Annotated in this window: 8 protein-coding genes; 7 read left to right on the forward strand and 1 reads right to left on the reverse strand. The window is 44.4% G+C overall.

Annotated features, from left to right (window positions below):
* The first annotated feature begins 201 nt into the window (after positions 1 to 201).
* On the forward strand, positions 202 to 7,980 hold the full coding sequence (locus MHH50_RS08760) for a pullulanase (protein ID WP_340034200.1): 7,779 nt from the start codon (positions 202 to 204) through the stop codon (positions 7,978 to 7,980).
* Between the two features lie 163 nt (positions 7,981 to 8,143).
* Here the strand turns inward: MHH50_RS08760 and MHH50_RS08765 are convergent, their stop codons facing one another.
* Entirely contained in the window at positions 8,144 to 9,889 is a 1,746-nt protein-coding gene (locus MHH50_RS08765; RefSeq protein WP_340012170.1) for an alpha-glycosidase, read from the reverse strand.
* Between the two features lie 879 nt (positions 9,890 to 10,768).
* On the opposite strand from MHH50_RS08765, the gene MHH50_RS08770 reads away from it, so the two are divergent.
* The 6 genes from MHH50_RS08770 (at position 10,769) to MHH50_RS08795 (ending at position 19,221) form a co-directional block, all read left to right on the forward strand.
* A complete protein-coding gene (locus tag MHH50_RS08770) occupies positions 10,769 to 12,100 on the forward strand; it encodes a maltose ABC transporter substrate-binding protein (RefSeq protein WP_076126469.1) in 1,332 nt (443 codons plus the stop codon).
* 107 nt (positions 12,101 to 12,207) lie between these two features.
* On the forward strand, positions 12,208 to 13,521 hold the full coding sequence (locus MHH50_RS08775; protein ID WP_036684375.1) for a sugar ABC transporter permease: 1,314 nt from the start codon (positions 12,208 to 12,210) through the stop codon (positions 13,519 to 13,521).
* Positions 13,518 to 14,360, forward strand: coding sequence for a sugar ABC transporter permease (locus tag MHH50_RS08780; RefSeq protein WP_036684372.1), 843 nt, complete (start codon positions 13,518 to 13,520; stop codon positions 14,358 to 14,360). The genes MHH50_RS08775 and MHH50_RS08780 overlap by 4 nt, the downstream gene beginning before the upstream one ends.
* A 97-nt stretch (positions 14,361 to 14,457) precedes the next feature.
* Positions 14,458 to 16,512 (forward strand): methyl-accepting chemotaxis protein, encoded by a 2,055-nt coding sequence (locus tag MHH50_RS08785; RefSeq protein ID WP_340034201.1) that lies wholly within the window; start codon positions 14,458 to 14,460, stop codon positions 16,510 to 16,512.
* A gap of 167 nt (positions 16,513 to 16,679) precedes the next feature.
* Positions 16,680 to 17,597 carry an AraC family transcriptional regulator gene (locus tag MHH50_RS08790; RefSeq protein WP_076279416.1) on the forward strand — a complete coding sequence of 306 codons (918 nt, stop codon included), beginning with the start codon at positions 16,680 to 16,682 and terminating at the stop codon, positions 17,595 to 17,597.
* 118 nt (positions 17,598 to 17,715) lie between these two features.
* On the forward strand, positions 17,716 to 19,221 hold the full coding sequence (locus tag MHH50_RS08795; RefSeq protein WP_076309167.1) for an alpha-glucosidase/alpha-galactosidase: 1,506 nt from the start codon (positions 17,716 to 17,718) through the stop codon (positions 19,219 to 19,221).
* Positions 19,222 to 19,976: the final 755 nt, after the last annotated feature.

Consider the following 19,976-nt stretch of genomic DNA (forward strand, 5'->3'; position numbering starts at 1 on the left):
ATTTTGACATGATGTATCAAGCTTTTACTTTGATAGAAGGATGGTGACAGCGTTGAATTGGCTTGACGAGCCCTACATATAGACCTTCTTCACCTTCAGAAGGAATTCGCATGATTTATAATCTCATAAATTGGTGGGGTTTGTGAAATCATGTATCCGCTTGCAAAAAGGGAATTCATAATTATGGGAGGTTTTGCAAAAATGAAAATAACTTTATGGGGGAAGAGGGCATTTGCGATCTTTATGATCATTGCTCTCGTGTTCTCTGGTCTTGGACTACATCCTGTTAATGTTACAGCAGCAACGACGAAGGTTGTATTGGTTGGGGATCTGCAGTCTAAATTTACATCGACAGATGCGGAAGCGCCGGGTAAGGATTGGGATGAGACATCGGTAGTTACCCAAATGACCTATTCAGATAATGGCCTATATTCTTTTACAGGCACACTGCCGGCAGGAGAATATAACTACAAGGTTACTCTAAATGATTTATGGGATGAGAACTATGGATTCACAAGTTACACCAATCCTCAGGGGAGCAATGATGGGGAGAATATTCATATCAAGCTAGAAACAGAGACTGCCGTGACCTTTTATTATAATGACTTAACTCATAAAATAGCCGATTCCACGTATTACACACCGATTGCTTCCGCTAAACTACCAAGATTGACAGGAAACCTGCCGGCAGAAGCACTTACCACATTATCTGATCCTGATTTTGATGATGTTTACAGTACGGTGGCTACCCTTCCTAAGGGAGATTACACCTACCAAGTTTCTGTTCCAGGAGACGGTGAAGCCGGGGATCAATTGTATCCCGAAACTGCTAATAATCTGAGTCTTCCTTCCGATCTGCCGGTTACCTTTAAATTTAATCCACTGGATGGCAGTGTGACAGCTGAATATAAAATTCCTTCTGAACCTGTTGAGGTTACCCCTGTTCCGGCTGGACACATCCGTATTCACTACAATCGGACAGCTGGTGACTATGAAAATCAGGGATTATGGACATGGGATGATGTTCAATCCCCTTCCGCAAATTGGCCAACAGGGGCAACTTCATTTCCTGAAGGGCAAATCGATTCTTATGGTGCTTATGTTGACGTGCCAGTGAAGGATGGAGCCAAGAAAATTTCGTTCCTTGTGGTAAACCGAGTCACTCAGGCTAAGGATGAAGGCGATAAACTCTTTGCTATTAACACGCCTGAGACGAATGAAATTTGGATCAAGCAAGGGTCAAATGATGTAACACCGTATGAACCAGTTGCACTTGCTCCTAATACAGTGCGAATTCACTATACCAGAGCTGATACAAATCATGATCAATACGGACTGTGGCTGTGGGATGACGTCGTAGCCCCATCCGAAAATTGGCCGTCTGGTGCCACTCCTTTTGTGGCAGATCAAACAGATCGTTATGGTGCATATGTTGATGTTCCGCTTATTGAGAACGCGAAGAAAATTGGCTTTATTGTGATGAAACCTTCGAACGGTGATAAGGACGGTGACAATAAAACCTTTAGCCTGCTGGATCGATACAATCAGCTATGGGTTAAAGAAGGAGACAACAATGTTTATGTTTCTCCGTTTGGAGAGACACCAATTGGCTTAGTATCCGCAGAGGTGTTGTCGACGAGCAAAATCCTTCTCGGCTTCACACTGACTGACGGTTTGGATCCAGCAGCCTTAAAGTCAGCAATTACAGTTAAGGATAAAGAGGGTGCTGCAGTCCCGATTACTGCTGTAACCCTTACAAGCAAAACTTCAATCGAAGTGGATACAGAAGCTTTTGATTTGGAAAAAGTTCCGCTTAGCGTTACCTATTCAGGTAAAACAGTCTCCGCCGCAAGTGGCTGGAGAATGCTTGATGAAATGTACAATTATACAGGAGACGATCTTGGAGCTACGTATAATGCTGACAAAACAGCCACATTGAAATTATGGGCACCTAAAGCAAGCGGAGTCGTTGTAAATCTTTACGATAAGAATGACTCTAACGTGCAAGTGGGTAGTGTTGCTTTAACACTCGGCGAGCAAGGGGTTTGGTCAGTCCAGCTGAAGCCAGCTGATTTGACAGGCACAACGGCAACAGATGTAAGGGGCTTCTTTTATCAATACGAAGTAACGAATGACGGTGTAACCCATAAGGTCCTTGATCCTTATGCTAAATCAATGGCGGTATTCACTGTGGATACCACAGGTGCTGCTGGTGCCGGCGGGGATACAGTGGGCAAAGCGGCTATCGTTGATTTAAGCCAGACGAACCCTGATACCTTTGGGTATGCTGATATAAAAGGCTACGAAAAACGTGAGGACGCCATCATCTACGAAGTCCACGTGAGAGATTTTACATCGGATGTATCGATCGAGGATAGTCTGAGTGGGGAAAGATGGGGTTCTTATAGCGCTTTTGAAAAGAAACTTGATTATATTAAATCTCTTGGTGTAACGCATGTTCAGTTGCTTCCTGTGATGGCTTGGTATTACGGGGATGAGACGAAGATGGGGACTAGAGAGCCAGATTATTCCGCAAAAAACAATGAATACAACTGGGGGTATGATCCTCATAGCTATTTCTCTCCGGACGGGGCTTATTCACAGAATCCTGCCGATCCAGAAGAGCGGATTAAAGAACTAAAAGGTTTGATTGATGCCGTGCATGAAGCTGGAATGGGTGTCGTTCTGGACGTAGTGTATACTCACATGGCTAAAAAAGAATTTTTAAACGACATCGTACCTAATTACTATGCCTTCCAAGATGCAAACGGCAACTTTATCGGGGGGTTCGGCAACAATTTAGCCACCAACCATAAAATGGCTGAGAAGCTGATGGTTGATTCGGTAAAATACTGGTTTGAAGAGTATAAGATTGATGGAATGCGCTGGGATATGATGGGCGATGCGACAGCTGATGCTGTTCAGCATGCTTATGATGCCGCGGCAGCAGTGAATCCGAAGGCACTCTTTATTGGTGAAGGCTGGAGAACATTCGGCGGCGCTGCGGCTGATCCTTCTCTCGCTGGGCAAGGTGCAGATCAGGATTGGATGGACAAAACGGATAGTGTCGGTGTTTTCTCCGATGAATTCCGTAATGAATTGAAGTCTGGTTATGGTTCCGAAGGTCAGCCTAGATTTATTACCGGTGGAGCACGTCCGATCGCTACAATCCTGGACAATATTAAAGCTCAACCTTCGAATACACCAGCAGATGATCCGGGTGATATCGTCCCATACATCGAAGCTCATGATAATCTGACACTTCATGATGTCATAGCACAATCGATCAAGAAGGATCCGGATATTGCTGAGAATGAGCTTGAAATTCAGCAGCGGATCAGATTAGGAAATATGCTCGTATTAACTTCTCAAGGTACAGCCTTCATCCATGCCGGTCAGGAATATGGGCGGACTAAGCAGTGGAAGGGCACAACGGATCCTGAGGATAAATTCACAGAGATGTTCGACAATAACAACCAATCGTTTGGCTATTTCATTCATGATTCTTACGATTCATCGGATGCAGTTAACATGTTTGATTGGACCAAAGCAACGGATGAATCTAAGTTCCCAGTACAGAACACGACAAGAAAATATACGTCGGGTCTGATGGAGCTAAGAAAATCAACGGATGCCTTCCGATTGGGCGATAAGGATTTGGTTGACTCTAACATTAACCTGATCCCTGCTCCAGAAATGAAGGATAACGATCTTGTCATCGGTTATTCCAACAAAGCAACAGATGGTACTGGCATCTATTATGTCTTCATGAATGGTGACAGCACAACTAGAAAACTGACCTTATCTGAGGATTTGACGGGTGGTCAAGTGCTTGTGGACAACGATGAAGCTGGTGTTACAGCGATACCGGCTGCGCAGCAGACAGGTTTTATTTTGACAGCAAATTCAATTACATTAGAGCCTTTGACGGCTGTGATTATTCAAAAGGAAGCTGCACCAGTTAAGCTGACCTCTTTGGAAACAGATAGTGCAAGCTACACGCTGGCAGCAGGAAATACGCATCAAACCGCTGTTTTTGCGAAATATGATGACAATAGCAGAAGTAATGTTACTAAGAAGGCTACTTACCTTTCCAATAAACCTGAAGTGGCTACAGTAACTGATAAAGGTCTAGTCAAAGCGGTTGGGCTAGGAACGGCAACCCTTACTATCTCTTATGAGGGTGTTTCCACAACCGTCACCGTTAAAGTTACTGACAAACGATATGTTCAATTCACTTATACCCGTAGCGATAAGGACTATAAGGATTGGAATATCTGGGTTTGGAACACTGGAGCTAAAAATGACCAGATTGATTTCACAACCTTTAAGAATGGCACAGCGAGCGTTCTGATTGAGGTTGCGGAGAATGCAACAAGCGTTGGATTTGTCCTGCGCAAAGGTACGGATTGGAACACGGGAAAACAAGACTACCCGGACGATCGTGTCATACCGTTGACCCCTGGTGAACCGTTCACTAAAGTGTATGTAACCAGTATGGTTAAAGAGCTTGATATCAAACCAAGTATTAGCGGCCCCATTTTAAAAGATGGAACGATTACTTTCAGATACCGCGACGACGCTTTGTTCCGTACTGGAAATATGGACGCAATAACAGCTGCTAAAGTAAAAGTGAACGGCACTTCGTATCCAATGATCTATGATCCGGCTAACGAGTGGTTCACTTATACACTGGCTGATTTAAAAGAAGGTATGTATAAATATACTTTCTTGATTACTAAAGACGGCGTCACTACCGAAATTACAGATCCAAAGAATACGGTGAATGATGAATCTGTTATTGATTATCATCAACCTGTCGTTACGATTACGGCATCCGTAAGTCCAGAGGCAGTCACATCCAATCAGAATGCTGTTGTAAGCATCAACGCTTCCTCTTCGGAAAAAGTAACTTACTCTGAAGCATATATGGATTTAACCAATCTTGGAGGACCTAGCAAAGTTAAGCTGGATACGGAACTCTTGAGACAAACGGTTGCTGTGAAAGACACGGTGTCAGCGGGCATCAAGGATATTCCGATTACGCTCGTAGACCAATACGGCAATGCACATAAGGAAAAGGCTACACTTGAGGTGAAAGCAAGAACCTATACAGGGGATAAGCTGGATTTTGATTGGGATGAGGCCCGGATTTATTTCGCGCTTACAGACCGGTTTAAAGACGGTGACCCAACGAATAATGAGAATGTAAATAAAGATCATCTGGAAGCTTATCATGGTGGAGATTTCCGGGGGATGATCGACAATCTCGATTATTTGCAAGAGCTAGGAATTAACACGTTATGGATCACGCCAATCGTAGATAATATTGATTTTAACAAAGGCGTTGACTTTGGCAGCGAACAATATGGATACCATGGGTATTGGGCAAAAGATTTTACCAAGCTCGACGAGCATCTTGGCGATATGGCAACCTTCAAGGAGCTGATCGAAAAGGCGCATGACAAAGGGATCAAGATCATGGTTGACGTTGTACTCAATCATACGGGTTACGGTCTGAAAGCTGAGGATACCTATCCGACAATTACAGCTGAGGATAAAGCACGTTTCGAAGGGATGCTGCGCACGGATGGTGTATCCGCAGATACAGATCCAATTAAGGGTGAGCTTGCTTTCCTGCCAGATTTCAAGACGGAAGATCCAGCCGTTCGTGAAAAAATTATCGCTTGGCAAACAGGCTGGTTAGACAACGCACGTACGGAACGTGGAGACACGATTGATTATTTCCGTGTGGATACAGTCAAGCACGTGGACGATACGACTTGGAAAGCCTTTAAAAATGCACTGACAGCGATTGATCCAAACTTCAAAATGACCGGCGAATACTTCGGTGGAACCATTGATAACAATGGTGGAATGCTCGAAACTAGCCAGATGGATGGTCTGCTTGATTTTGGATTTAAAGATGCAGCCAGAGATTTTGCAAATGGTAAGGTAAACAGTGTGGATGCTTATCTGCAGGAACGTGAATTAAAGATCGATAATACGAAGATGATGGCTCAATTCCTGAGCAGTCACGATGAGAATGGTTTCTTGTCTGATTATGTGGGAGGCGATAAAGGCAAGCTGAAGATTGCTGCAGCTCTGCAAATTACCGCCAAAGGACAGCCGGTAATATACTACGGAGAAGAACTGGGGAATTCCGGAAGCAATGCTGGAAATATGTCTGAAGGTCAATTCAGTGAGAACCGTAAGGATATGCCTTGGGATCAATTGACGGCAGAGAAGCCACTACATGACCATTATCAAAAGCTGTTGAATATCCGTGCGAAGTACTCCAAAGTGTATTCCAAAGGTGCGCGCACGAAGCTCGCAGGTTCAGATGATTCAGGTTATTTAGCTTTCAACAAATCTTATGAAGATGAGAACGTAGTGACGGTAATCAATACTAAAACTAGTGGGAATTCTGTAACGATTCCAGTACCGTTTGCTGCCAATTCATCGGTAACCGATGAATACAGCGGTAAAACATACATGGTTTCCGAAGATCAAAAGGTAAATATTGATCTGCCAGGCAGAGATGATGGAGGCACGGTTATTTTGGCGGAGGTATCGGATGTTATACCGACACCAACGCCGACGCCGACACCAACGCCGACGCCGACACCAACGCCGACGCCAACGCCGACGCCGACACCAACGCCGACGCCGACACCAACGCCGACGCCAACGCCGACGCCGACGCCGACACCAACGCCGACGCCAACACCAACATCGACGCCGACGCCGACACCAACATCGACGCCAACGCCGACACCAGAAGTGACACCGTCGCCTGAGGTGACACCAACGCCAGAAGCCACAGCGGCACCAACCTCTGGAGTTGTTGTTAACCCTAGCCCTACGCCGCCAGCGGATACTCAGGTTGTGAATGAGGATAGCTTGAAGAATGGTAAAGACGGCAAGGTGCAAATTGATGTTGCTGCCGGTAAGACAGCGGTACGCTTACCTTTACAAGCTGCACAAATACTAGGAACTAATGATCTTGTGTTTAAAATGGGAGATCTGTTAGTTACTATCCCTAGCCAGCTTTTAAGTACAATGCCAAGTTTAGCTTCAGGTATTGATGGGGTAGGTGCTCAAATCTTGCTTGAACTGAACCCACTGGCGCAGTCTGCTGCGAAAGCCATAGTAGACGGTATAAACAAAGATAGTGCTCATATTAGCTCTCTTTCCGATGTATTTGAATTCAGACTTAGCGTGCTGATGAAAGACGGTACTCGGATTGTAATTAAGCAGTTCGATGAGCCGATTACGATCTCATTCAAGATTAAAGGGCAATTCAACAAGGACTTAATCGGAATCTATTATTTAAGTGATAATGGCGGGTTAGAGTACGTGGGAGGACAGCTGAATGGAGAGGTGATCACGGCACAAGTCACACATTTCAGTAAGTATGCTGTGCTTGAAATCGATAAGTCGTTCAAAGATGTTCCTGCAACCTATTGGGCATTTAAGGCGATTCAATCACTTGCCGCCAAACAAATTGTGTCAGGGGTCACTACCTCTGAGTTTGATCCAAAAAGTAATGTTAGCCGTGCGGAATTTACAGCACTACTAGTACGTGCACTTGGCTTAAAAGCGGAAGGGCAGGTCCTGTTTACTGACATCAGGTCAGATGCATGGTATGCCTCATATGTAGCCACAGCTACTAAGCTGGGTATTGTTAGTGGACGGAGTAATAATAGTTTTGCGCCGAATGCATCAATTACCCGTGAGGAAATGGCTGTTATGGCGATCCGCGCACTTGAAGTGAAGTCTGGTAAGAAGCTTGAACCTGTACCAGCCTCTACGGCATTTACTGACGCTTCAAGTATTAGCAAGTGGGCGGAAGCCTATGTGAAGACTGCAGCAGACTTAGGACTCCTGCAAGGCCGAGAGAACAATCGATTCGCTCCAAAAGCATGGATGACCCGCGCAGAAAGCGCACAGGTTATTTATACGCTGCTGAGCAAGTAGGCTAAACTAAGGTGTGCTGAATTCTGGCACCCCTTAGTTTGAGCAGCGGTTAGCATTTTAGTATGCTCCAAAAGAAAACAGGGTATCCCGAAGCGATTATCGCTTGCGAGATACCCTGTTTTGTTATGCTGTATGGCTGGGCAGTGGGAAGAAAAGAAATCTTTTAGATGATTGCCTTTAGGATAGCGAATCCATAGGCTGGCATTTTCACGATCAGCTTGCTTCGTTCTGTGCGCATTGTTTCGCCTGTAAACAAGTTCTCCCAATCCCGCTCGTCTACGTCAATACGGAAGGTCTGAGCGGTCTCTTCACTGTTGATTAGTACCACAATCGTCTGTAGATCCAGCCGGCGCTCATAGGCTAGCTTGCTGCCTTGTTGTCCTGCCTCAAGGAAGGTAAATGTACCTGTGCGGAGAGCAGGGTGGTCATTGCGTATTTTAATAAGCTGACGATAGAACTCGAAGAGCTCTCGATCCTGCTTTTCAGGGTTCCACTCCATGCATTTGCGGCAACCAGGGTCACCTTCACCGTCCATGCCGATCTCGTCACCGTAATAGATGCAGGGAGTGCCCATAAAGGTGAATTGGAACAGTGCCGCTAATCGCATCTTGTTTTTGTCTCCAGCAGCCAGCGTAAGCAGTCGTGGAGTATCGTGGCTGTCCAGCAGATTAAAAGCAACTTCACTAGCCTGCAGCGGGTAGCGTGATAACTGTTTACCAATGGAATTGGCGAATCCTTCAGCATCAAGAGTGCCATTCACAAAGAAGTCAAGGACGGCGTCAGTGAAAGGATAGTTCATAACGGCATCAAATTTATCGCCTTCTAGCCAAGGTGCAGATTCATGCCAGATTTCCCCCAATATGTAGGCCTCAGGATTAGCACGTTTAACCACCTTGCGGAATTCCCGCCAGAAATCGTGATCCACTTCATTGGCAACGTCCAGACGCCAGCCATCGATCCCGACTTCTTTGATCCAGTATTCTGCGACTTTCAGTAAGTATTGTTTAACTTCAGGGTGTTCTGTGTTTAGCTTTGGCATTAGCGGTTCAAAAGCAAAGGTGTCATAAGTAGGGACACCGTTTTCAATCTGAAGCGGAAACTTACGAATATGGAACCAATCTTTAAAGGCGGAAGCCTCTCCTTTTTCTTGAACATCTACAAAAGGAGCAAAGGTTTTGCCAGAATGATTGAATACGGCATCTAGCAGGACACGAATCCCACGTTTATGGCAGCTATCGACGAGCTTTTTTAAAGTCTCAATATCTCCAAAATGCGGATCGACTTTCATATAGTCTTCTGTATCGTATTTGTGATTAGTAGTTGCATCAAAGATAGGTGTGAAATAAATAGCAGTGATCCCAAGCTCGTTAAGATGATCTAAATGATCAATAACCCCTTGCAGGTCGCCGCCAAAAAAATTGGTTGGTGTTGGTTCGGAGCCCCATGGCTGAACATTTTCCGGATCAAGGCTTGGGTCGCCATTTGCAAAGCGTTCTGGGAAGATCTGATAAAAAACAGCGTCCTTTACCCAGGCAGGCGGAGCAAATACATCAACGCGGTTAATGAAGGGGAATTCGAACAGCTTGTTTGGGTTTTCCGGCCGCACCGTTTGAAAGTCACTTTCGGTCATCCAAATTCGTTCGTTATCTTTTTGAAGTAAGAAGCCGTATTTCAAGCGGCGGTAGAGAGGTACTGAAGCACATTCCCAATAGTCAAACATAGCATCGGAGGTGAAGAGGGTCATGGGAATTAGCTCTTTTGTGGTATCCCAAGCATATTTATCTCCAGCAAAGGCGAACACTTCGGTTAAATCCCCTTTTTTAGCGCGTAGACGCAGGTGAATCGTACTTTCATTATAGGCATAAGACCAATTTAACCGCGGACGATGATACACTGCTTCCAGTAACATGATAAATCCTCCTAAAGTTTTGTTAGCGTTACTTCCTCGGATACTTCGGCAAAACCACATCGAAAGCATAGGCTAAGTTTTGTTAGCGTTACTTCCTCGAACACTTCGGCAAAACCACATCGAAAGCATAGGCTAAGTTTTGTTAGCGCTACTTTCTCGAAAGCATAAACTATTCCCGGACGATACTCCACAGAGCGCGTGGAATGTAGAATGTCGCTATTGTTATTGGTTGCACAGTTTTTTATGCAACATGCACTAAATCAGTAGCAGAGTAGCACATAACAAAGAGGCACAACCACCGCGAAGTAGCTTGCCCGAGGTTGTACCTTTGATAAGTAACATTGCCTTTTAATTATATAGAACAGGAGGCAGACAAGGGATGTTGTGCTTCATGCTGGACAGCCTCTTAACGTTTTGGATTATAGCATGGAATAAAAGGGCTTTCAATACTCTTGTTCAAACCATTGCACTAAATTTCACTAAAGTAAACGAGCATTGTGAAGGGCAATTTATGAGAAATCTCTTGAAATAGAGAAAATGTGGCATATTAGGGGCAAATAAAATAGATATTCCAATAATAAACACATGAATTATCGACTAATTAAAAGATATCATGTGAAAAATGGAGATATATGCCTATAATGTATATCAAATAATGGAAAATGACCCAATACAGTATATGCAAACGTTTTTAAAAACAATCGTTACTGTTGTATGATGTACTCATGAATGAAGCGCTTTCTTACCTGTGAAATGCAGATACAGAAGGAGCAAGCTAAAAGAAGAACTTTTTTTTTAGCCTTTCTGAAATCGTTTGCGCAGATTGCAGCACTACTATTTTCCATCTTACGTTTTTAAAAATTGGGAGGGGTTAAAGTAATGAAATTGAAAAAAATGATGGTTATCACCGCAGCTTTCTCAATGGCTCTGTCCGTTACAGCATGCGGTTCGAACAACAACAGTACGAATAACGGGGGCAACAACGCAGCAAAAGCAACTAATAATGCTACTACAGAGACTGCAGCGCCAGAGAGCACAGATGCAGCAGCAACAGATGAAATTGTACCTGAAGATGGCGCAACTCTAGTGGTATGGGAAAGTAAAGAAGAAAGACCTTTTGCAGATGAGATTGCTAAACAGTTCACAGCAAAATATAACGTTCCAGTCAAGGTTGAAGAATTGGCACCACCAGATCAAGTAACTAAACTTACTCAAGATGGTCCTTCAGGATTAGCGGCAGACGTTATTCTTATCCCTCACGATAACTTAGGTAAAGCGGCAAGCGCGAGCTTGGTTCTTCCTAACGATGTCTTCGGTGAAGAAACAAAAGCTAACAATACTGAAGCTTCGATTATCGGATCTTCGTACGAAGGCGAATTGTATGGTTACCCAAGAGCAGCAGAAACTTATGCATTGTTCTACAATAAATCGCTTGTTAAAGAAGCACCTAAATCATTTGATGATGTTCTTGCATTCAGCAAAACATTCACGGATAAATCGAAAAATAGATATGGGATTATGTGGGAAGTAGGAAACTTGTACTTCAACTACATGTTTATCGCTTCCGATGGCGGATACCTCTTCGGTAAGGATGGTACGGATAAAGATGATATCGGTCTTGCTAACGATGGCGCAATTGCAGGACTTAAAGAATTTGTGAAACTGAAGGAAGCATTGCCAATTAAGAGTGGTGATATCAACAGTGATATCAAACGCAGCTTGTTCAACTCTGGTGATGTAGCTATGGATATCACAGGTCCATGGGAGCTTGGAGGATACAAAGAAGCTCTTGGTGACAACCTTGGTATTGCTCCAATCCCTACAGTGAATGGCAAAACAGCAATTACATTCTCTGGTATTAAAATTTTCGCAGTTAACTCGTTTACTCAATATCCGAATGCTGCTAAATTGTATGCGAATTTTGCTTCAAGCAAAGACGCTCAGCTGTTACTGAACAAAACGATTGGTTCGGTTCCTACAAACAACGAGGCGCTTCTTGATCCACAGATCTCTAGCGATCCATATGTCTCTGTTTTTGCAGAACAAGCTAAGAACTCCCAACCGATGCCTTCTATTCCTGAAATGGGTAACGTATGGAGCCCAGTGAATGCTGCCCTTCCAGAAATTTGGGATAAAAATGGGGATCCAAAAGCAGCAATGGACAAAGCTGTACAACAAATCAAAGATTTGAATAACAGTGCATCCCAATAAGGATCATAATTCACTGTCTTAACAGCATACAGTGAATCAAGCTGCCCGCCGCATGTTTAGCGGCTGGCAGCTTCTTATTTTCACTCGGAGAGGAGAACGGAAGCGAAATGCAACGACATCGCACGAGGGCCGCAATACTGTCGACGATTTTTATGGGATTGGGACAAATATATAACCGCCAATTCGTTAAAGGAATATTATATTTAGCCGTAGAAGCTGTAGCCGTTTTTTATTTTATTGAGAACCTTGCCAACTCTTTATGGGGCATCGTAACACTAGGAGAGAATCCGAGTCGTCTGGTTAAAGTGAAGGGGATCGCCAAGATGGTTACCGGTGATCACTCGATTTATATCATGATCCAAAGCTTGATCACCATCCTTATTCTTATTCTATTGATTATCGCCTGGTATTTGAATATCAGAGATGCTTACAAGATTGGAGAAAAACGTGATAACGGTCTTCAGGCAAACACTTTTAAACAAAGTGTTCGTTATATCCTGGATTACAAGTTTGCTCAAGCGTTTCTAGTCTTGCCGGGCATTGGTGTTCTATTCTTTACGATTATGCCAATAATCTTCATGATCCTGTTGGCCTTTACGAACTATTCCGCACCTGATCATCTTCCACCCGCCAAATTGGTGGACTGGGTTGGATTTCAGACCTTTCGTAATTTATTGGTCCTTAAAACATGGAGCCACACTTTTTATGGTGTATTAACATGGACAATTATATGGGCAGTTCTTTCAACCATTACTACATACTTCGGAGGACTGTTGGTCGCTTTGCTGGTGAGTCAGAAGGGCATTCGCTTCAAAGGAATGTGGAGGGTAATTCTGATTGTGCCTTACGCGGTGCCACAGTTAATCTCGCTTCTGCTCATGCGCAACTTATTTAACGGTCAATTCGGGCCTATCAATCAATACATGGGGTATTTTGGATTGGATGGATTACCGTGGCTGACTGACCCATTCTGGGCTAAGGTTACCGTAATTATCGTTAATATGTGGGTAGGTATTCCTGTTTCTATGCTGCTTATCATGGGCGTTCTGACTACTATCCCACGGGATATGTATGAAGCTGCTGAGGTGGATGGAGCCTCGGGTTATCAGAAGTTCCGTATCGTAACGTTGCCGATGGTATTGTTCTCTACAGCACCAACCTTGATCACGCAGTTTGCAGGTAACATCAACAACTTTAACGCGATCTTCCTATTAACTGGTGGTAGTCCGGTAAATGGTGACTATCAATATGCCGGTTCTACGGACTTGCTAGTAACCTGGTTATACAAATTAACGCTAGATCAGAATAAAAACAACATGGCTTCGGCAATAGGGATTATTATCTTTATCATTGTCGCTTCATTCTCCCTGTACAATTACCGCCGGACAAAGTCATTTAAAGAGGAGGATATGATCCAATGAGCAGAAAAGTCGCGAACATTATTCGCTTAGCAGGTAGTTATATTATCTTGATTGCTTTGTCGATAGCTGCACTCTATCCTGCCCTTTGGATTCTTTTAGCTTCTTTCCGACCTGGTAAATCATTGTACAGCAAAACGTTTATTCCCGAGCAATTCACTTTATCACATTACAGAGAATTGTTCACATCACCCAGCTATATGTTTGGGACTTGGTATGCCAATACCTTGAAAATAGCTGTGTTCTCGATGCTTATCGGGGTAGTTCTTACTTTGTTAACCAGTTATGCCGTATCCAGATTCCGGTTTAAAGCGCGTAAAACAGCGTTATCCACCGTATTGATTCTTGGTATGTTCCCTGGTTTTATGAGTATGATCGCTATTTATATGCTGCTTAAAGAGTTTAATTTGCTGGATACACATATTGCGTTAATTATCGTTTATGCGGCCGGGGCGCCGCTGGGGGGAACCTTTATCGCCAAAGGGTTCCTCGATACGATTCCTCGTTCCTTGGATGAGGCCGCTCGTATTGACGGGGCGAGCAATTTCGGAATATTTATGCGAATCATCTTACCTTTGTCACGTCCTATGATCACATATATGGCGCTGACTCAATTTGTTGGACCATGGGTGGACTTCATTTTTGCGAGACTCATTCTGCGGACTAAGGAGAACTGGACAGTCGCAGTGGGGATGTGGGATATGGTTAACACCAATCAAAACACTAACTTTACCTTGTTCTCTGCGGGTGCGGTTTTGATCTCCATTCCAATTATGATTTTGTTTGTATTCTTGCAACGTCTGCTAGTAGATGGCTTGACAGCAGGAGCTAGTAAGGGGTAAACCCATTCGCTCGCTTCATGCTAATAAATGATCAGGGTACAGCCTTTATACAGAAATGGAGGGCTGTACCCTTATTTCGTCATGGGGAGTGAACTTAATGAAAAAGTCCTGGACTCTATATTTTAAATCTGTTGGAGTTAAACTGTTCGTTATTTTATTTAGTTCTATAGTTCTCTTATCCTCCGTGCTAGGATTGACTTCCTATTTTGCCGCTAAAAATATCATTACGAATGAGGTTGCTGCAGCCTCCACACAATCTGTAGTTCAGGCAGCGGACAAGCTGGATTTTGTGCTGTCAGAGTATGAGGCACTATCAAGGCAGTTTGCACTCGACTCTGTGTTAAAGGGTGATTTAGAAAAAATAAATAGTGGCGAGCTTACAACTGTGGCCAAAGCGGGGGCTGAAGATCGGATTCGCAGAAAGCTGGACTTGGTAAAAGGGTCTGATGAGCGGATGTATGGCGTCAGGCTGGTATCCAAGAGCTTGGTAGACTCAGAATCTTATAAGTCTGCTGGTATAAGTGGGATTCGTAGTGATGAAGGCATTTCCGCAAGATTAGAGCAAATTGCCGCAGCTAAAGGAGAGCCAGTCTGGTTTCCCGTTCGTGAGAAAGGCTTTTTTGATGCTTATACTGAGCCCTCCTTAACTATGGGGAGATTGCTACGTAATCTTTTAAATCCCGAAGCGGAGTATTACATGCTAATCGAAGTGAAAGGGAAGGCCATGACTGAAATGCTGTCTAACCTTCAGATTGGGATGACCGGTGAAATTCGTATCTTGAGTGCGGATGGCAGCATTGTGTATGGTGCAGATCATGCCAAGCTGGGTCAACCCTCTTACATAAAAGTTTCAGAAGAACAAGGGAAAGAGCAAAATCATTCATTTACAGCGGAGGATGAGAACGGAAGTTCTCAGCTTGTTGTATACCAGCCCCTGGCGACTGCCAAGTGGATGCTTATGGGGTATGCTCCTGTCAGTGATTTTACTAAGTCTGCGGACAAGCTTTTATATATCACATTTTCTGTGGTGCTGGCGGCAGCCTTAATAGCACTACTAATTGGTTATATTCTTGTTCGATTGGTAGGGCGCCCGCTGGGTAAGCTGGCAATCTTGATGGAGGAAGGAGAGCGTGGGAACCTGCAGGTACGAACCAATTTCAAGGGCAAAGATGAGATTGGCCGCTTGGGTCAAAGCTTCAACAAAATGATGGAGCAGATCTCCTTACTTGCAAGGCAGAGCGGGAATTCGGCAGATGAGGTCCTCCTTACTTCGGAACAATTAGTACAAGCATCAAGTACAATCTCCCTCCATGCCAGAGAGGTTGCGACCGCTACCGGTGAGATTGCAGCGGGGTCAGCCAGCCTCGCTGTTGAAGCCGAACGCAGTTATCACAATGTTGAGATTATCGGCAACAAAATGAGTGAAGTGACGGAAATAAATACAGTGATGGACCATTCAGCAGAACGGGTCATTGAGGTTAGCAATCAAGGTACAGAGCTGATGAAACTGCTGGTAGAGCAGAGTGAGTCTACGGTAGAGATGATCAATCGAATTCAAGATAATTCTACTAAGCTCAGAGAAAGCACTCATTTAATTCGCAGTATACTCAGCCCTATGATTGCTGTGAATAAGCAGACCAATATTTTGGCACTAAATGCTACCATAGAAGCAGTTAGAGCAGGTGCGGCAGGTAGAGGGTTCATAGTGATTGCTGATGAAATCAGGCAGCTCGCTAACCAGTCGAATGAATCGATTCAATCGGTCTCCAAGATCACGGAAGAGATTGGTCTACATATCGAGAACACCGTTAAGGATATCAATGAAGCCGCTCCTAAGTTCCGTGAACAAATCTCTTCTGTAAGAGAGTCGTCAACGATATTCGCGAGTGTCAAAGAGGAAATGGAACATTTCATGAGACATATTAGTGAATCTTCTGCTTCTGTCCTCGAACTGATTGAGTTCCAGCGTCAACTCGGTGAATCCATGGCCAGCGTAAGCTCCATCGTCCAGCAAACCACTGCTTCGACGGAGGAGGTGGCTTCTATGTCATCTCAGCAATTCACGGTTAGTGAGGAATTGGTTGCCCTATCGGAAAAGCTGGAGGGCTTGGCAGCCGATCTTAAGCACTCTTTGGTTTCTTTTCAAGTATGACAATATTATTCTAATAGAGACGGGCAATTTTCCAATATAATGGAGAGTTGCTCGTTTTTGTTGATTTGATTGCTATCGGACGTTATCTTGTCTTCGAAGTGGCTAAAGAGATACACTTATATTAAGTAATAAATGAAGAAAGTAGTGATCCATTGACGAACTTAAATCTGAGCCCCAGCGGGAGTCTTTTTCAGCAGGTTTTAATCGAGGGAGATTATAGTCCTCATTTTTTTGCTTACTATTATAAACAGTGGAATAACTACAATATGTCTTACCATCAGCATAATTCAACGGAAATCATGTATTTGATCTCAGGAAGTTGTATCGTGGATGTCCGTCCAAGCTCAGGAGGAGAAGAGAGAGTTCGGCTGAAGCGGGGAGAATTGATCATCCTAGACGCGAATGTTCCGCATAGGCTGATTGTTGAAGAGGGGGCACCTTGTCGGATGCTAAATGTGGAATTTGGCTTCATGGAATATAGAGGAGTTGCACCCTCTGTCGGCAAGCTAGCCCGTGAAGAAACGGCGCTCGCAGAAATGCTGCAGCTTCCTTTTTCCAGTTTAGTAATGCCTGATCCGGAGGAAATCTATCATGTTCTAAAGGGACTTGTGTTAGAGCTTGATCAGAGCGGCGGAAAGGGTGGAAGTATGGTTGATTTATTATTTTGTGAGCTTCTGTTGCGGTTATCCAGACTTCGGCAAGAGCAGCTTCATACCAGCCAACAGCCCTCGCAGCTTTATGTGCGCCGGAGCATTGAATTCCTGCATCAGAACTATGACCAGAACATTCAGGTTAAGGACATCGCTGCCGCAGTTAATCTGCATCCCGGATATTTGCATCGAATTTTTAAGAGCCATACGGGTCGGACGCTCAGCGATTACTTGAATATGCTGCGAATGGAGAAAGCGAAGATGCTGCTTGGGCAGAGCGACATCCCGATTGCTGAAATTGCAGATTACGTAGGAATTAGCAGCAGGCAATATTTTCACCTTCTTTTTAAAAAATACGCCGATTGCACGCCTGTAGAATTCCGCAATTCCATTGAGCGTCACGCCTGGAGTTATGAAGAGCATGATTTTCAGTAGATAGGTTAGGATTTTTGACACCTTCTTTCAAAAGAGGTCATGATATTGGTTACGCTTTCCTAAGGTCCCTTGCTACAATGGACAGGAACAACCAATTCATTACCGGAGGATGATAACCATGTCATTTAAAGTGTCTTTTATAGGGGCAGGCAGCATTGGATTTACCCGTGGATTGTTGCGGGACTTACTAACTGTACCGGAATTTAAAAATATCGAAGTCTCATTTATGGATATTAACAGCCACAATCTGGAGATGGTCACGGAGCTATGCCAGCGTGATATTAAGGAGAATGGTTTAAATATACAAATTCAGGCGACAACGGATCGCAGAGAAGCACTGAAGGATGCCAAGTACGTATTTTGTACTATTCGGATGGGTGGGCTTGAAGCCTTTGCTACGGATGTGGACATTCCCTTAAAATACGGAGTGGATCAGTGTGTGGGAGATACTCTGTGTGCGGGTGGCATCATGTACGGGCAACGCGGAATTGCGGAGATGCTGAATATTTGCCGTGATATTAGGGAGATGGCAGCACCGGATGTACTTTTGCTTAACTATTCGAATCCGATGGCTATGCTGACCTGGGCCTGCAATAAATATGGTGGTGTTCGGACCATCGGTCTATGTCATGGTGTACAGCATGGGCACCAACAAATTGCGGATGTGTATGGTCTTAAGAAATCCGAAGTTGATATTATCTGTGCGGGCATCAATCACCAGACCTGGTATATTTCAGCAAGTCATGAGGGGAAGGATCTGACCGAAGGTCTTTTAGAGGCTTTTGAGAAACATCCGGAATTCAGCCGTACGGAAAAAGTGCGCATCGATATGCTTCGTCGCTTTGGCTACTATAGTACAGAATCCAATGGACACTTAAGTGAGTACGTGCCATGGTACCGTAAACGCAGTGATGAAATTATGGATTGGATCGATCTGGGGAGCTGGATTAACGGAGAAACAGGCGGTTATCTGCGTGTCTGCACGGAAGGTCGGAATTGGTTCGAGACCGATTTTCCAAACTGGATGAAAGACCCGGCATTGGAGTATACGAAGGAGAATCGCGGGGAAGAGCACGGCTCTTATATTATAGAAGGATTGGAAACGGGACGAGTGTACCGGGGGCACTTTAATACAGTGAACAATGGCGTAATCTCTAATTTACCAGAGGACGCCATTATCGAAGCACCGGGATATGTAGACCGGAACGGGATCTCCATGCCATTGGTAGGTGAATTGCCGCTTGGGCCTGCCGCCGTATGTAACGTGAGCATTTCAGTGCAACGTCTGGCGGTTGAAGCAGCTGTACACGGCGATGATAAGCTGTTACGTCAGGCATTTATGATGGATCCACTCGTTGGTGCTGTATGTAATCCAAAAGAAATCTGGCAGATGGTCGATGAGATGCTCGTCGCAGGGGAACAGTGGTTGCCTCAATACAGCGAAGCTATTGCTAGGGCCAAGGAACGTTTGGCTTCAGGAGAGCTTATCCCAACGAATGCTAACAACGAAGGCGCTGCTCGCCTGAAGGTGAAGTCGGTGGATGAGATGATGCAGGACCGGGAAGCAGCGAACAAAAATGCTGGTGAGTCTGATAAAGGCAAGGATAGAGAGAAGGTTCAATAAGGTGTAGCATTGAAAGCTTTTTAACTATAAATAACCTCCACATTCCAGAGTTTGGGATTGGAGGTTTTTTTAGGATGTAAATCTAAGCGGGGGATAAACAAAACAGCAGTCATAGCTTACGAAAATAAGCTGACATGGGTGGGGAGTACAAGTTTATCGGTACCGATCCAAATTGTGAAATTAGGTTTATAATAGGAGTTATTATGTAACTGAAAAAAGAAAGTTAGTTTAATTTCACTGGCTTATTTTTTAATCTATACCGTAGCGCCAAGCGCTACAGTAATCCCAAAGTTGCCCTACATACTATTCTGACGCATCCCCTGATCTTACGGACCCAGATGACCCTATTCGTCCATCCCTCGATCTTACGGACCCAGATGACGCTATTCGTCTATTCCACGATACTTGCGGACCCAGATGACGCTATTTGCCCATCCCCCGATACTTGCGGACCCTGATGACGCTATTTAGCAATTTATCACCTTTGGAGCGTATTATCGGACTCCAGTGCAGCTATTGCTCAGAATGAGGATCGTTTTTGGTGTTTTTCATGCCTATAGCGGCTATGGGGTCCGATAGCAAGCCAAATATACGCTAAAGCTACTTATAAGGTCATCTGTGTCCGAAAGCGCCGATCCCCCAGTTGCCCTACATACTATTCTGACGCATCCCCGATACTTACGGACCCAGATGATGCTATTCGCCCATCCCTCGATCTTACGGACCCAGATGACCCTATTTGCAAATTTATCGCC

Source organism: Paenibacillus sp. FSL H3-0302 (assembly GCF_037982245.1).
Lineage (GTDB): Bacteria > Bacillota > Bacilli > Paenibacillales > Paenibacillaceae > Paenibacillus_AQ > Paenibacillus_AQ odorifer.

Coding starts and splice junctions, on each gene's coding strand:
- MHH50_RS08760 (WP_340034200.1), top strand. CDS start 202: ATGAAAATAACTTTATGGGGGAAGAGGGCATTTGCGATCTTTATGATC.
- MHH50_RS08765 (WP_340012170.1), bottom strand. CDS start 9,889: ATGTTACTGGAAGCAGTGTATCATCGTCCGCGGTTAAATTGGTCTTAT.
- MHH50_RS08770 (WP_076126469.1), top strand. CDS start 10,769: ATGAAATTGAAAAAAATGATGGTTATCACCGCAGCTTTCTCAATGGCT.
- MHH50_RS08775 (WP_036684375.1), top strand. CDS start 12,208: ATGCAACGACATCGCACGAGGGCCGCAATACTGTCGACGATTTTTATG.
- MHH50_RS08780 (WP_036684372.1), top strand. CDS start 13,518: ATGAGCAGAAAAGTCGCGAACATTATTCGCTTAGCAGGTAGTTATATT.
- MHH50_RS08785 (WP_340034201.1), top strand. CDS start 14,458: ATGAAAAAGTCCTGGACTCTATATTTTAAATCTGTTGGAGTTAAACTG.
- MHH50_RS08795 (WP_076309167.1), top strand. CDS start 17,716: ATGTCATTTAAAGTGTCTTTTATAGGGGCAGGCAGCATTGGATTTACC.